The organism is Flavobacterium defluvii (assembly GCF_900129555.1).
Taxonomy (GTDB): domain Bacteria; phylum Bacteroidota; class Bacteroidia; order Flavobacteriales; family Flavobacteriaceae; genus Flavobacterium; species Flavobacterium defluvii.
On sequence record NZ_FQWC01000001.1, the window covers coordinates 110,815 to 123,944 of the forward strand.

Consider the following 13,130-nt stretch of genomic DNA (forward strand, 5'->3'; position numbering starts at 1 on the left):
AATTTTTTCTTTTTAGAATGTAGCCTTCCGAAAGGGATGCTTGTAAATTTTGTCAATTTTTTTTGAAACAAAAAAGTGAGATTTCATATCGCTGGTAACGATTAGAAATCTCACTTTTTATTTTACAATATTTAGCTAATCTGTTTATATCCGGCAAGTTGTTCTTCAAGATGCTGTATAATCTTTTTTAAACTATCGATTGTTTCTTTTCGGGCGTCGGCCAGATCTTTATAATTGATTGATTGCTCTGTTCCTCTTTGTGTTTTTTTATAAATCTCGCCGGTTTCCTGCAAAATATGCAGTTTAATCATTTCTCCTTCGCCTGTTAAAAGCCATTCTGGATCAACATCGGTATATTTTTTTAAGATATTCTCTAATTTATCTACCCCAATCGTTTTATTATTTTTTAACTGACTTGCAAATGAGCCGTTCGACATGCCAATTATCCTTTCGAAGGCACTAACCTTAATACCTTTATAATCCAAATATTGTTTAATCCTCATTAACGTGTTCTCTTCCATATACATTATTTCTTTAGAAAAATTCCTACATTTATTTGTTTTTAAGAAATACCCTACCTATATTTGTCTTACTTTTAATACAAAATAAGCAATGGACAAAAATATAAAATCTCAGCCAAGTTACAACCAAGATGTGTTAAAGATTATAAAAGAAAAGCACGGATATTCTTACGATTACATTAGAAAGTCCATTCGAGGAGATCGTACAGGCATTATTTGCGATATTATAAAGGCTGAATATAAGAGACTTGACAACGAATACAGAATTGTAAGAGAAAATCAGGCCAAAAGACTGAAAAAAGAAAAAGACAATAATAAATAAGCCTGTTCTGAAAATATTTAGATCTAAATTACCAAAAAGCGGCCATACTCTTCTCCAGAGTACTCATAAAACGAAGCAGGAGAATCCTAACTCCTGACTAGTTTTATGGGAGGCCAAAAACAATCTATTTTTATAGATTACCTGATTAGATATGCAGCTGATCTGAGCATATTTAATGTATTGAACAAACCGTAAAGTTGTTTCTTTGCGGTTTTTTGTTTTTAGTGAACTTTATAGTTCTTTTAGCATAATCCGCAGGAAAAATATTTTTCAACTTTGTACCTTTGCCATATTCCACGCCAAAAAACAAATTAAAGCCCTAAAATCAATATGATACGAGAACATTACATTCCCTTTAATAAGGAATTCTTACTCGAGCAACAAATTGCAGCTTTCGCAGAAGACAAACAAAAGGTTGGTGATTTTAAAAAACTATTCGATATAATCGAACACTATTATCATTACGAATCTTTTAACCTAAACCGAAATTTAAAACAAAACTACGCGCTGTACGATCCGGATTTGAGCGAAAAAGAACGTGAAGGTTTTATTGGCAAAAGCAATTTCTTAGTCTTTAAAGAAACACTCCTTACGGTTTTAGCGCGCGGCAATTATTATCGAATTGATCAGGAAACTTTAAAAGAAGCCATTAAAGAATCTGACTTAATAGGTTTAAATCTTGCCATAGATTTTCATGCTTTTAAAGATTATGAACTTTACGTGCGCGGGCATCATAAAGCAAAAGAAACGGTTAAAAAATATTATTTCTGGAAAAAAGAAGTCGAAATCGAATATTACGATCGTGTTCTTATTTACCTAAATTACAGCGAAGCCGATTATCTGGCTCAAAAGAAAGTCAAATTAGGAAAAATGCCAATCGATCCGGGTTCGATTGCTTTAAAGATTTTTAAGCGTGTTCCTAAAAATGATCTCGAAACCATTTTCCCAAATGCAATTCCCAAAATGTCTTTAAAAGATAAACTGCTGCTTTGGGTTCCGGGAGTTTTTGGCGGCATTTCATTATTAAGTGCCAAAGTAATTCCGGCGCTTATAAACATGTACAATGCTTACGAAACCGGAGAAACTATCGATTTGCTAAACAGCAAAACTTCCTTAAATCAGGGATTAATTGCGCTGGGAATTTTAGCGGCTTACTGTTTCCGCCAGTACAATAATTTTATAAACAAGAAAATCAGATATTCTAAAATGCTTTCAGACAGTTTGTATTTTAAAAATGTCGGAAACAACAGCGGTGCCTTTTATTCTCTTTTAAATTCATCCGAAGAAGAAGCCTTAAAAGAAACTATTTTGGCCTATACTTTTTTAAATAAAAGCCAAAATCCTTTAACTGCGCAGGAATTAGATTCTCAAATTGAATCCTGGTTTTCGACGCAATTAAATACCGAACTGGATTTTGATGTAAACGACGCTTTACTTAAACTAAAAAGCATTGGTTTAGGAATAGAAACTGACGGAAAATGGAAAGTGATTCCGCTAAATGAAGCCCTTATCAAAATCGACGAATTATGGGATAATGTTTTTGAATACAATGTGAAATAGGTTTTAATGTTCTGCGAATTTTTAATTGGGAATTTTTAGTAGATTTACAGTAACTAACCTTAAAACCACAAAAATGAGAACATTAGACCAATGGTTTGCAGAATATGCCGTAAGTCATCAAAACCCAAAAAACAAAGCGATACATTACATTTGTGTGCCCGCAATTTATTTTTCTATCGTAGGCTTATTAATGAGTATTCCGAGCGGAATTATTGCTAATACTTTACAGCTAAATTTACCCATTATCGAAAACTGGGCATTTGTAGTTCTGCTTTTTGTTCTTGTTTTTTACATCAGGTTATCAATTGCGATGGCCGTAAAAATTGCAATTTTCTCAGGAATCTGTTTAGTCTTAAATTATTATATAGGTCAAATTTTTCCGTTATGGATATTCTCAATCGGCGTGTTTGTTATCGCTTGGATTGGACAGTTTTACGGACATAATATCGAAGGCAAAAAACCATCTTTCTTAAAAGATCTTCAGTTTCTTTTAATTGGTCCGGCGTGGGTTGTAGAGAATTTGTTTTCCAGAAAATAATATTCTTTTTACCAGTACTTTAAAAAACTAATTTACAGTTATTTAAAAAATATTCTCATAACTTTATCATACCAAAACAGATAAAAATATGAAAATAGATGTAAAAGAAATTAAGATTGAAAATTATGACATTTTCACTTATAGACGAATCAGACGTGCAATTGGTTATTTAGGTTTTCTACTGCCAATATTTTTGGTTGGATTTTCTCTGATATCTTTTTTTCAAACCAAAATACAGCCTTCTATAAGTCATTATTATTATACCAATTTAAGGGAAATATTTACGGGAACTTTATGCGCTGTAGGTTTGTTTTTAATTCGGTATAAAGGCCACGGTAATAAATCTATTTGGAAAAACGATAATTTACTAACCAATATCGCGGGAATTATGGCGCTGGGCGTTGCGCTTGTTCCCACAAATCCCGAAGACATTTCACAAAAAATCTACACCTTTATTCCATCAACAGTTACCTGGCTCGGCTGGCTGCATTATGGTTTTGCTGCAATGCTTTTTTTGATTTTATCTTTACTCGCTATTCATGTTTTTACAATTGGGCAGGAAAAAGATACCAGAGAACCTAAAAGTATTTTGCACGAAAACAATATTTACAGAACATGTGGTTATATCATTTTGATTTCTGTGATTTTGGTTCCTGTTTCAGCCGCTCTTGAACTATTTACATATTCAACATTAACCTTTGAAGCGCTTGCACTATTCGCTTTCGGAACTGCCTGGCTCATAAAAGGCCGCGCATTGGGAGATCAGGGAAAAATTGGCGAAAAATTATATCAGGAACACAATTCTGTTGATACCGAAAAAGTGTTTGAAGAATAAGTTCTAAAATCGACTGGTATATTTTTGGCAGTAAACTGAATAACTATTATTAATTCCAAAATTTATATCACATGAAAGTAACTTATTTTGGCCACTCCTGTTTTTCTGTTTATGCAAATGGAAAACACCTTCTCTTCGATCCTTTTATCACACCAAACGAATTAGCAAAAGACATTAATGTGGATGAAATAAAAGCCGATTATATTTTTATTTCTCACGCCCATTACGATCATATTCTCGATGTCGAAAGAATTGCAAAAAATACCGGGGCAAAAGTTTTTGGTAATTTCGAAATCTACAACTGGCTGTTAAAAAACGGAATCGAAAATGCGCATCCAATTAATCCGGGCGGAAAATTCAGCTTTGATTTCGGAACCGTAAAATGTGTTATAGCACAGCATCCGAGCAGTTTTATGGACGGAAGTTATGGCGGCATTGCCTGCGGTTTTGTATTAACGACTTTAGACGGAAATTTTTATTACAGCGGCGACACTGCTCTTACTTTTGATATGCAGTTTATCTTAAAATTTACCAAACTGGATTTTGCTGTTTTCCCAATCGGTGACGGTTTAACAATGGGTATTGAAGAAGCTATTGAAGCTTCAAAACTGGTTGAAGTCAATAAAATTCTAGGCGTTCATTACGATACTTTCGGTTTCATTAAAATGGATCATAAAAAAGCTTTAGACGATTTTAAAAATGCAAATCTAAATCTTTATTTACCTAAAATTGGAGCTACAATCGACTTATGATATTTTCTATATTTAGTAAAACGTTTCTTTTTTTTAGCGAAATAAAACAATCTCATAATTTCTATATTTCTGTTGAAGGCTGATTTTTAAATATTTTTTCAAGAGGCATTAAAATTGGTTCTATAATTTATTATTAACCAAAAACTTCAAACCATGAGCACAAAAATAGACGCCACAAACTCAGAAACTCAATTTGCAGATCTTTCTGGCCGAAAAATCGCTTATAGATCAATTGGCAACGGAGTTCCAATTATTTTAATTAACCGTTTTAGAGGAACGCTGGATACCTGGGATCCGTTATTTTTAGATCTGCTTGCAGAGAAACATCAGGTTATCACTTTTGATTATTCGGGAATTGGATATTCTACAGGAACACTTCCAACGGATGTTAAAGAAGTAGCTAAAGATGTAAAAGATCTGGCCGATTTTCTAAAAATCGAAAAGGCAGTTTTAATGGGCTGGTCGTACGGCGGATTGGTTACACAAGCTGCAACGCACCAATATCCTGAACTGGTTACGCATACAATTTTATTGGGTACGGGCCCAATTGGAAAAAGAGTTGTGCCGCTGGAACAGTCTTTTCTTGATCATGCATTAAAACCAATAAATGATTTTGAGGATGAAGTTATTCTTTTCTTCGAACCAGAATCTGAAGAAAGCAGAAAAGCTGCAAAAGCTTCTCATGAAAGAATTGCCAAAAGAATAGATGTTTCTAAAATTCCGTCTACTATGGAAGCTTTTCAGTTATATTTTGCCGGAGGCGAAAATGCTGCCGAAGACAAAGACAACTATAGAGATAAACTCAAAACAACCAAAACACCTATATTGATAATTTCCGGAGATCACGACACAAGTTTTGCTGTAGAAAATTGGTATCCGCTGACCAAACAGCTCCCAACATCACAGATAATTATTCTGCCGCAGACAGGTCATGCTCCTCAGCATCAAAACATTCCACTGGTAGTAAATTACATCGATAATTTTCTGCAAAACACAAAGTAGATTTTCGGAAATTTTTAAAACGGAAGGACAATTAATATATTATTTTTTGTCCTTTTTTTATGACTAAAAATAATCTGGATAATTTTATATATTAGCAGAACAAACCAAATTTTAATCATGAAAAAAACCTTTATAGTAATAACTTTTGGAGTTTTACTTTCTTCATGCAAGCAAACTGATAAACCTGCTTCGAATAAAAAAGAAATTAAGAATGACAGTATAAAAACTGAAATTCCTGCTAAAACTGCTCAATCAGATTTAGAATTACTAGAATTATTTTCTAAAAATAAAAATGAAATTATTCTTAAATTAAAATCAATTTCTAATAAAGATGCGAATGCATTATACGAGAAATATTTTGAAGAAAACGGCTATTTGATTCACAAAATAGAAGAAAAATCGGCTGGCATACTTGATAATTTTTATAGTGAAAACGAAACAGACAAAAAAAATGTCAAGCTGCTGGAACAAAAACTTGCAAAATATCAGTTAAAACTTGAAGAAATAGGTGAAGGTTATGTCGAAATTACGACAAAAAATGATTTTTATTATACCATTTTCAAAGACTACGTTACGAAAGACTATAAAGATTATTTATATCTAAAAAGTGAGGAAAACAAATCGTTATATTCTGCAGATGCGGGATTGGTAATTTCATTTAAAGATTTGGGAGACAGAATTATTTCCTGGGAAAATTTTCTGACAAAATATCCTGATTCTAAATTAATTGAATCTGTAAAAGACGATTACAAACGCTATCAAATGGATTATTTAATTGGTCAGGACAATACGCCAACTTTTGAAAATGCAGCAGAAGAAAAATACATTTATCCAGAAAACATCCAGGAATTTGACCGCTTTGTAAAAAAATATCCAAAGAGTCCAACTGTTCCTTTGATTGCTTTATTTAAAGAAAATTTCAAGAATGAAAAGCTTTATGATATGATCACAACTGAGCAGGCAAAATTGTAAAATTATAAAGCATCAAATTCAAATTTATTTTAGTCTTTTTATTAATCCATAACACATATTACGATGAGAAAAATAATTGTTTTGTCGATGATTTCGCTGGATGGTGTTATGCAGGCGCCGGGCGGTCCGAAAGAAGATACAGCAGACGGTTTTAAATATGGCGGATGGACAGCACCATTTGGGGATAAAGCTTATGGTGATGCTGTAAAAAAAGAACTTCAGCCTGCTGAATATCTTTTGGGCAGAAAGACATTTGAAATTTGGGAAGATTACTGGCCTAAACATGTCCAGATTTGGCCGGGAATTAATGACGGTAACAAATATGTTCTTTCTAAAACCAGAAAAAAATCGGATTGGAAAAATTCTAATTTCATTAAAAATCTGGCTGATATCAAGAAACTCAAAGAATCTGAAGGCTTAGATATTCAGGTTTGGGGAAGCAGTGAACTTATCCATTTACTTTTAAAAAATGATTTAGTTGATGAGCTCAGATTAAAAATTCATCCTGTACTTCTAGGCAAAGGAAAAAAACTGTTTGCTGATACTGCACATCCTTCGGGATTTACTTTAACAGAAAGTACTGTTACAACCACAGGAGTAATTTTAGCCAGTTATAAACGAGCTGGTGATGTAAAAACAGGAAATGCCGGAGAAAGTATTAAATAACCTTTATATCAAATACCAAATATTAAACAAACCATGGAGAATAAAAATAATGCCCCTGTCTTCACTTTAAGTATTGTAGCAATCATTGTAGGTATTGCATTGTATAAACAATTTGACTTCGAAACTTCAAAATTTGAAAAACCTGCACTGACTGCTGTGTATTTAATAGTTTTTGTTTTCTCTGTTTTTGTTCTAATTAAAAATTTTATAAAAAAACGTTCTGAGAAGTAATTAAGTTATTCCGGAAAACTCTGAAAGCAGACTTAACTTTACCTGGCTTTCATTGCTCTTATTAATTTATCATTACGCTTATCTGCTCTTGAGTTTTGTAAAGAAATCACAGCCCAAATTGCAGCAGGAATCCAGCCAATTAAAGTAATCTGTAAAATTAAACAGATAATAGCAGTAAAAATTTTACCTCTCAATAAAAAAGAAAGCCACGGAAAAAATATTGCAATTAGTGTCATCATAATAAGTTTGATATTTTTAGTTAAAACATTTTTAGCTCAGTTTCGACTCCCAATTTAGCAAAGTTTTCTCAAAACTATAAAAAGCCTGCAAAATTTAAAGTTTTTCAATCTTGAATAGTTTTTCTGTTTGAATTAATAATATGGGTTAGAGCTGCATTTCGTTCAATTTATTACAGTATTGAACCTATGAAATTTTGGTGCAAACTCAGGAAGTTTTTAGTACTATTGAAGTGACATTTTGCAACGTTGAACCCACCATTTTGCAAGAATATTTTATATCTTCCGAAAAAAATTAACAATTAAAAACCAACCATCTAGAATGAAACACTTTTTTTCAATTATTACACTATTTATTTTTATCAGCTGTTCAAGTCCTAATAATACAGAAGAAGTTCAAATACCAGATCCAAAAATTGAAAGCGTTTCGACTAATTCAACCAATATAGGCGATACTATTATAATTAAGGGAGAAAATTTTGACCCAAATTCAACTTATATTGTTACATTTAATGGTACTAATGGGCAAATTACTCAAATTACTTCAACTACAATAAGTGTAATAGTTCCGGTGGGTACAACTTCTGGTCAGCTTCTATTAAATGCAAATGGGGTAAAAGTTAATGGAGGTTATATTTCTATAATTGGTCAAAATCGTCTATTTGCACACAATGAACATGAAAACATTGTCGAATTAAATCCTACTACAGGTATAGTAATCAAAAACATAGTTTACGGTACAGAATCTGATTATTTAAGTGAATTAGAATATTTTGCCCCAACAAATGAAATTATTGGACAAGGATTTATTTCAAACAGCGGAAATAACATTTACAAACTTTTTAAAGTGAAGCTTGCAGACAAGAGCGTAAAAGAAATTACTTACAAAGGTTATGACCAATTGATCGTAACAACAACAGGAAAATTATATGGGTACATATTGTATAAAGGCCTTATTGAATTAAATCCCAATACAGGTTCCGAAATTGGAAGCTTAATAAATACCGGAAGTGATCTAATTTACGGGTTTATTTACAATCCTAAAACAGATGAAATAATGGGAGATAAAGATAAAGTTGAGAATGGAAAAGTAATCCACAGACTTTGCAAAATAAAACTTTCTGACAAGTCAGTATCTGAAACGGTTTATTACGGCTATGACGAATTAATTCCTGCGACCAACGGAAAATTATATGCCTTTAGATCTACCAAAAAAATAGTGGAACTTGATCCTGCTACGGGTTCAGAAATCAAAACTTTAGTAAATATTACCGACGAATATATAAGCCATCTTACGTATTACCCGCAGACCAATCAAATAATTGGAAAGAAAATTATATACAATAATCACATTCCTACCTATAAACTTTTAAAATTAAACCTATCAAATAATTCATTATCCGAAAATAACATCATTCAGGATGATTATCACTATTTTATTGTAACCAATTAAAAAGAGATCGTCCGGCAGATATATGTAGAAAACGAAATGTTATTTTTCTATAAAGTAGTCGATGCACAAATTCAGTTTGAAAAGAACGAAAAAGGAGAAATTTCAAATTAATTTTTTATTACAGAACGGAAAAAAGATAGAAGCAAAACGTACGAAATAAAATCTGCCGCCAACACACGCTGTAAGCAATTTGTGCATTTGGCTGAATTTAAAGATAGTTTTGTATTTGGAAATTGTGCATAATGAAAAATCTCGCGTCTTTTAATCTCAAACTCATGCAGCGCCTGAACACTTGCGGTACTATCTTTCAACACTAGGAAAAATCAATAACATAATATAACAAATGATTAAATTAAAAAGTATTGCCCGTTTATTTACATGTATTACTTCCGTATTGGTTTTATCAGCTTATACTGTAACGGAAAATCCTATAATCACAAAACAAAAAAAACAAAGCGTCTCAGAAGTTTCAGGAATTTATGAGTTTCAAACAAGCTGGCTTCAGTCAACTGCTAATTTTAAACCCGATGGAACTTTTGAAATGAGTTATTCAATTGGCGAAAAACATACAACTTCTGGAACCTGGACTATTAAAAAAGATATCTTAATTCTAAAAAACGATGACAATTTCCCTGCAAATAAAAAATGGCTGATTAGAAATGATAAACTTTATCCCATTTTAAAATCAGCAAAGGAATATGATATGAATTTTTTCTATACTGCAAAAAAACAAACTGTTGAAAAAGCAAATTGTGCTGTATTAAAAAATTGCAGACTAAGATATTCTGAAGCAAATGATGATTCGACTTACATAACAATAAAAGACAATGTATTTATGGAGTTTCCAAATGCCGATAAAGAGTATATTAAATCAAACCTCGAATGGGTAAACGAGTGCGAATACAATGCAACAGTAACCGAATTAACTGCTAGCGGCCTAAACTTTAAAACAGGCGACAAAATAAACGTCAAAATTGATAAAATCGACAACGATATGATTTACTACACAGCCTCTTTTGAAGGTCAAACCGTAACAGGGAAATTTATAATTATGAAGTGAGAAGTGGGAAGTGGGAACTTAGGAGTCATAAAAAAGCCTGCAAAATGTATATTTTGCAGGCTTTTTAAATTGTATAGTGACCCCGGAGGGGTTCGAACCCCCAACCCTCAGAGCCGAAATCTGATATTCTATCCAGTTGAACTACGAGGTCAGTTAATTTTAGATTTATGATTTTAGAATTCAGATTAAATCTAAAATCTGAACTCTAAAATCTAAAATTTTTATTTACGAAAGTAACTTCTTTACAATTGTAGAAATGGTTTTTCCTTCAGCAGTTCCGCCTAATTGAGCAGATGCTAATCCCATTACTTTACCCATCGAAGCAATTCCGGAAGCTCCTGTTTCTGCAATGATTTTTGCAATTACAGCTTCTACTTCTGCTTCGCTTAACTGAGCTGGTAAAAACTTTTCAATTACTGCTACCTGAGCCAATTCTGGTTCAGCTAAGTCAGGACGGTTTTGCTCTGTAAAGATTCTTGCGCTTTCTTTACGGGTTTTTACTAATCTTTGAAGCAATTTAATTTCTTCATCTTCTTTTAATTCTTCTTTAGATCCAGAAGCTGTTGAAGCTAATAATAATTCAGATTTTACCGCTCTTAATGCTTCTAATGCTACTGTATCTTTTGCTTTCATGGCTGTTTTGATTTCGTCCATGATTTTTGCCTGTAAACTCATCTTTATGTTTTTATTTAAATAAGCTTTTTGCTTATAAATTGATATTGTATTGAAAGTTGTTCTCGCCTTTTATAAATAATAAACATTTGTCATGCTGAGCGTAGTCGAAGCCCTTTCTGAAAAAGAAACCCTTCGACTACGCTCAGGGTCACAATATTATTTTAAAAGTACTATTTAAAAGTCAAATTTCTAAATTCTGTGCGAAGATAAAAAAAATAACCCGAAAATTAAATCCAATTTTCGGGCTATCCTTATATTATGATTGTAAAATTAATCTACGTTGTCGTGCAAAAATGAATTGTTTGAACGCAATTGCAAATCGTTGTTACTATCAGTTCCTACTGAGATTCTCGAATTTGTATTATTTGATTGAGAATTCGATAAATCGATTCCTAATCTTTTGTAAGCCGGCTCTTTTTCCAGCTCATCAATTCTTGAAACATTATTGTGGAATTTATAATTAAATTCTTTTAGTTTCTTTCTTCTTTCTTCAGCTCTTAAACGTAAAGTTTCTTCAATTGTCAATTCCATTGGAGAAACTTCTGAAGTTGTTGTAAAATCAGGCTGACTTGAAAAATCAGCTCTTGGTTTTAAAGTAATGTTCAATTCCTCCGGAACTGTATCTTCGATTACTTTTTCAACTGGTTTAGAAGCTGTCAATTCATTTTCAACTTCCATATATTCTTCAAGAGAATATTTGATAATTCCGTTATCAGAAAGTTCTGTTACCGGTACAAATGAAACTGGATCGTTTACTTTTATATTACGTGTTTCATTAGTTAATTCGAAAATGATTTTATTTTCCTGCTCCGAAACTGGTTCTTTTTTAACTTCTGGCTCAGATTTGAAAAGCGGCAGATCAAATGAAAAAGTAGTTTGTTCTTCTCTTTCAAAAGTTCTTTGCTGTACAGGTTTTACTTCCTGAATAGTTTGTGCTGCAGGAGTTGAAATTCTAAAATCGATATCTGTTATTGGCGAAACGATTTCAAAAGTTACGTCAAGGTTTTTAATAAACTCAGACATAACTACCAATTCTTCCTGATTAATTGTTGGTGTAACTGGAGCAACTGGAGTCTGCACGGGAGCAACCGGATCTTCCATCAAATCAAAAATAACCTTTTCTTCTGATTTTGCAGTAGGTGTTTCTGCATTTAAATCAAATGAAGTAAGTGGTCTGTTTGTTAAATTATGAACACTTCTCTGCTCATCTTCTAACGTGTGAATGATTTTTTTAGGCTCTGTATTAACAATCTCATTTTGTTGTTCAACGTCAAAACCAGTAGCAATAATAGTTACAGCAATAGCTTCGCCAAGGCTTTCGTCTTCTCCAACCCCCATGATGATATTTGCGTTGTAACCTGCTTCTGCCTGAATATGATCGTTGATTTCTCCAATTTCATCAAGCGTTATTTCGTTAGATCCAGAAACGATAAGCAACAATACGTTTTTGGCTCCTGTAATTTTATTGTCATTTAATAATGGAGAATCTAATGCCGATACAATCGCATCTTTTGCTCTGTTTTCTCCTTCTGCCACAGCAGATCCCATAATAGCTGTCCCGCTGTTTGCCAAAACTGTTTTGGCATCGCGTAAATCGATATTTTGAGTATAGTGGTGCGTAATTACTTCAGCAATACCTCTGGAAGCAGTTGCTAAAACTTCATCCGCTTTTGAGAATCCAGCTTTGAAACCTAGATTTCCGTAAACTTCTCTTAATTTATTGTTGTTGATTACAATTAAAGAGTCAACTTGTTTACGTAATTTTTCGATTCCTAATAAAGCCTGTTCCTGACGTACTTTCCCTTCAAACTGAAACGGAATTGTCACAATACCAACTGTAAGAATTTCTCTTTCTTTTGCTAATTGAGCAATTACCGGAGCTGCACCTGTACCGGTTCCTCCACCCATACCTGCAGTAATAAATACCATTTTAGTACCGCGGTCTAACATTTTTTCAATGTCGGCAATGCTTTCAATAGCAGATTGCTGTCCTACATCAGGATTTGCTCCTGCTCCAAGACCTTCTGTTAAATTTACTCCTAACTGAATTTTGTTAGGTACTGAACTGTTCTGTAGTGCTTGTGAATCGGTATTACAAACTATAAAATCCACACCTTTAATACCTTGCTTAAACATGTGGTTAATAGCATTACTACCACCTCCACCTACACCTATTACTTTGATTACATTTGATTGATTTTTCGGTAAATCAAATGAGATACTTCCAAATTCTGAGTTGCTCATCATCTTTTTGGTTTTTTGAAATTCTTATTTAGTACATTTTTTACTTCTTGACTTGGGGCAAAA

At 32.7% G+C, this 13,130-nt stretch carries 15 protein-coding genes and 1 tRNA gene; 11 read left to right on the plus strand and 5 right to left on the minus strand.

Features of this window, described 5'->3' with window-relative positions:
* Positions 1-131: 131 nt before the first annotated feature.
* On the minus strand, positions 132-521 hold the full coding sequence (locus tag BUC29_RS21625; RefSeq protein ID WP_208610036.1) for a hypothetical protein: 390 nt from the start codon (positions 519-521) through the stop codon (positions 132-134).
* Positions 522-612: 91 nt separating this feature from the next.
* On the opposite strand from BUC29_RS21625, the gene BUC29_RS00470 reads away from it, so the two are divergent.
* From BUC29_RS00470 to BUC29_RS00510, 9 genes are all read left to right on the plus strand, one after another.
* Complete coding sequence (locus tag BUC29_RS00470; protein ID WP_073412370.1) at positions 613-843, plus strand: hypothetical protein; 231 nt, start codon at positions 613-615, stop codon at positions 841-843.
* 330 nt (positions 844-1,173) lie between these two features.
* A complete protein-coding gene (locus BUC29_RS00475; protein ID WP_073412372.1) occupies positions 1,174-2,403 on the plus strand; it encodes a TMEM143 family protein in 1,230 nt (409 codons plus the stop codon).
* Positions 2,404-2,476: 73 nt separating this feature from the next.
* Positions 2,477-2,941 carry an Mpo1 family 2-hydroxy fatty acid dioxygenase gene (locus BUC29_RS00480; protein ID WP_073412374.1) on the plus strand — a complete coding sequence of 155 codons (465 nt, stop codon included), beginning with the start codon at positions 2,477-2,479 and terminating at the stop codon, positions 2,939-2,941.
* Between the two features lie 88 nt (positions 2,942-3,029).
* The gene (locus BUC29_RS00485; protein ID WP_073412376.1) at positions 3,030-3,776 is read left to right on the plus strand and encodes a hypothetical protein; all 747 of its coding nucleotides are present in this window, start codon (positions 3,030-3,032) and stop codon (positions 3,774-3,776) included.
* Positions 3,777-3,847: 71 nt separating this feature from the next.
* Entirely contained in the window at positions 3,848-4,528 is a 681-nt protein-coding gene (locus tag BUC29_RS00490) for a metal-dependent hydrolase (protein WP_073412378.1), read from the plus strand.
* A gap of 153 nt (positions 4,529-4,681) precedes the next feature.
* Positions 4,682-5,530: an alpha/beta fold hydrolase gene (locus BUC29_RS00495; RefSeq protein ID WP_073412380.1), complete on the plus strand. Its 849-nt coding sequence runs from the start codon at positions 4,682-4,684 to the stop codon at positions 5,528-5,530.
* A gap of 117 nt (positions 5,531-5,647) precedes the next feature.
* A complete protein-coding gene (locus BUC29_RS00500) occupies positions 5,648-6,502 on the plus strand; it encodes a tol-pal system YbgF family protein (protein WP_073412382.1) in 855 nt (284 codons plus the stop codon).
* A 63-nt stretch (positions 6,503-6,565) separates the two neighbouring features.
* Positions 6,566-7,168, plus strand: coding sequence for a dihydrofolate reductase family protein (locus BUC29_RS00505; protein ID WP_073412383.1), 603 nt, complete (start codon positions 6,566-6,568; stop codon positions 7,166-7,168).
* 33 nt (positions 7,169-7,201) lie between these two features.
* Positions 7,202-7,399: a hypothetical protein gene (locus BUC29_RS00510; RefSeq protein ID WP_073412385.1), complete on the plus strand. Its 198-nt coding sequence runs from the start codon at positions 7,202-7,204 to the stop codon at positions 7,397-7,399.
* Positions 7,400-7,437: 38 nt separating this feature from the next.
* Here BUC29_RS00510 and BUC29_RS00515 read toward each other — a convergent pair whose 3' ends face one another.
* On the minus strand, positions 7,438-7,638 hold the full coding sequence (locus tag BUC29_RS00515) for a YqaE/Pmp3 family membrane protein (RefSeq protein ID WP_208610037.1): 201 nt from the start codon (positions 7,636-7,638) through the stop codon (positions 7,438-7,440).
* Positions 7,639-7,957: 319 nt separating this feature from the next.
* Here BUC29_RS00515 and BUC29_RS00520 point away from each other — a divergent pair, with 319 nt between their 5' ends.
* Positions 7,958-9,088, plus strand: a complete 1,131-nt coding sequence (locus tag BUC29_RS00520; protein ID WP_073412389.1) for an IPT/TIG domain-containing protein — start codon at positions 7,958-7,960, stop codon at positions 9,086-9,088.
* A 343-nt stretch (positions 9,089-9,431) separates the two neighbouring features.
* Positions 9,432-10,148 carry a hypothetical protein gene (locus BUC29_RS00530; RefSeq protein ID WP_073412393.1) on the plus strand — a complete coding sequence of 239 codons (717 nt, stop codon included), beginning with the start codon at positions 9,432-9,434 and terminating at the stop codon, positions 10,146-10,148.
* A gap of 77 nt (positions 10,149-10,225) precedes the next feature.
* Here the strand turns inward: BUC29_RS00530 and BUC29_RS00535 are convergent.
* The 3 genes from BUC29_RS00535 to ftsZ form a co-directional block, all read right to left on the minus strand.
* A tRNA-Arg gene (locus tag BUC29_RS00535) sits at positions 10,226-10,299 on the minus strand.
* 74 nt (positions 10,300-10,373) lie between these two features.
* The gene (locus BUC29_RS00540; RefSeq protein WP_073412395.1) at positions 10,374-10,823 is read right to left on the minus strand and encodes a GatB/YqeY domain-containing protein; all 450 of its coding nucleotides are present in this window, start codon (positions 10,821-10,823) and stop codon (positions 10,374-10,376) included.
* A gap of 270 nt (positions 10,824-11,093) precedes the next feature.
* On the minus strand, positions 11,094-13,070 hold the full coding sequence (ftsZ, locus tag BUC29_RS00545; protein WP_073412397.1) for a cell division protein FtsZ: 1,977 nt from the start codon (positions 13,068-13,070) through the stop codon (positions 11,094-11,096).
* Positions 13,071-13,130: the final 60 nt, after the last annotated feature.

Coding starts and splice junctions, on each gene's coding strand:
- BUC29_RS21625 (WP_208610036.1), bottom strand. CDS start 521: ATGGAAGAGAACACGTTAATGAGGATTAAACAATATTTGGATTATAAA.
- BUC29_RS00470 (WP_073412370.1), top strand. CDS start 613: ATGGACAAAAATATAAAATCTCAGCCAAGTTACAACCAAGATGTGTTA.
- BUC29_RS00475 (WP_073412372.1), top strand. CDS start 1,174: ATGATACGAGAACATTACATTCCCTTTAATAAGGAATTCTTACTCGAG.
- BUC29_RS00480 (WP_073412374.1), top strand. CDS start 2,477: ATGAGAACATTAGACCAATGGTTTGCAGAATATGCCGTAAGTCATCAA.
- BUC29_RS00485 (WP_073412376.1), top strand. CDS start 3,030: ATGAAAATAGATGTAAAAGAAATTAAGATTGAAAATTATGACATTTTC.
- BUC29_RS00490 (WP_073412378.1), top strand. CDS start 3,848: ATGAAAGTAACTTATTTTGGCCACTCCTGTTTTTCTGTTTATGCAAAT.
- BUC29_RS00495 (WP_073412380.1), top strand. CDS start 4,682: ATGAGCACAAAAATAGACGCCACAAACTCAGAAACTCAATTTGCAGAT.
- BUC29_RS00500 (WP_073412382.1), top strand. CDS start 5,648: ATGAAAAAAACCTTTATAGTAATAACTTTTGGAGTTTTACTTTCTTCA.
- BUC29_RS00505 (WP_073412383.1), top strand. CDS start 6,566: ATGAGAAAAATAATTGTTTTGTCGATGATTTCGCTGGATGGTGTTATG.
- BUC29_RS00510 (WP_073412385.1), top strand. CDS start 7,202: ATGGAGAATAAAAATAATGCCCCTGTCTTCACTTTAAGTATTGTAGCA.
- BUC29_RS00515 (WP_208610037.1), bottom strand. CDS start 7,638: ATGATGACACTAATTGCAATATTTTTTCCGTGGCTTTCTTTTTTATTG.
- BUC29_RS00520 (WP_073412389.1), top strand. CDS start 7,958: ATGAAACACTTTTTTTCAATTATTACACTATTTATTTTTATCAGCTGT.
- BUC29_RS00530 (WP_073412393.1), top strand. CDS start 9,432: ATGATTAAATTAAAAAGTATTGCCCGTTTATTTACATGTATTACTTCC.
- BUC29_RS00540 (WP_073412395.1), bottom strand. CDS start 10,823: ATGAGTTTACAGGCAAAAATCATGGACGAAATCAAAACAGCCATGAAA.
- ftsZ (WP_073412397.1), bottom strand. CDS start 13,070: ATGATGAGCAACTCAGAATTTGGAAGTATCTCATTTGATTTACCGAAA.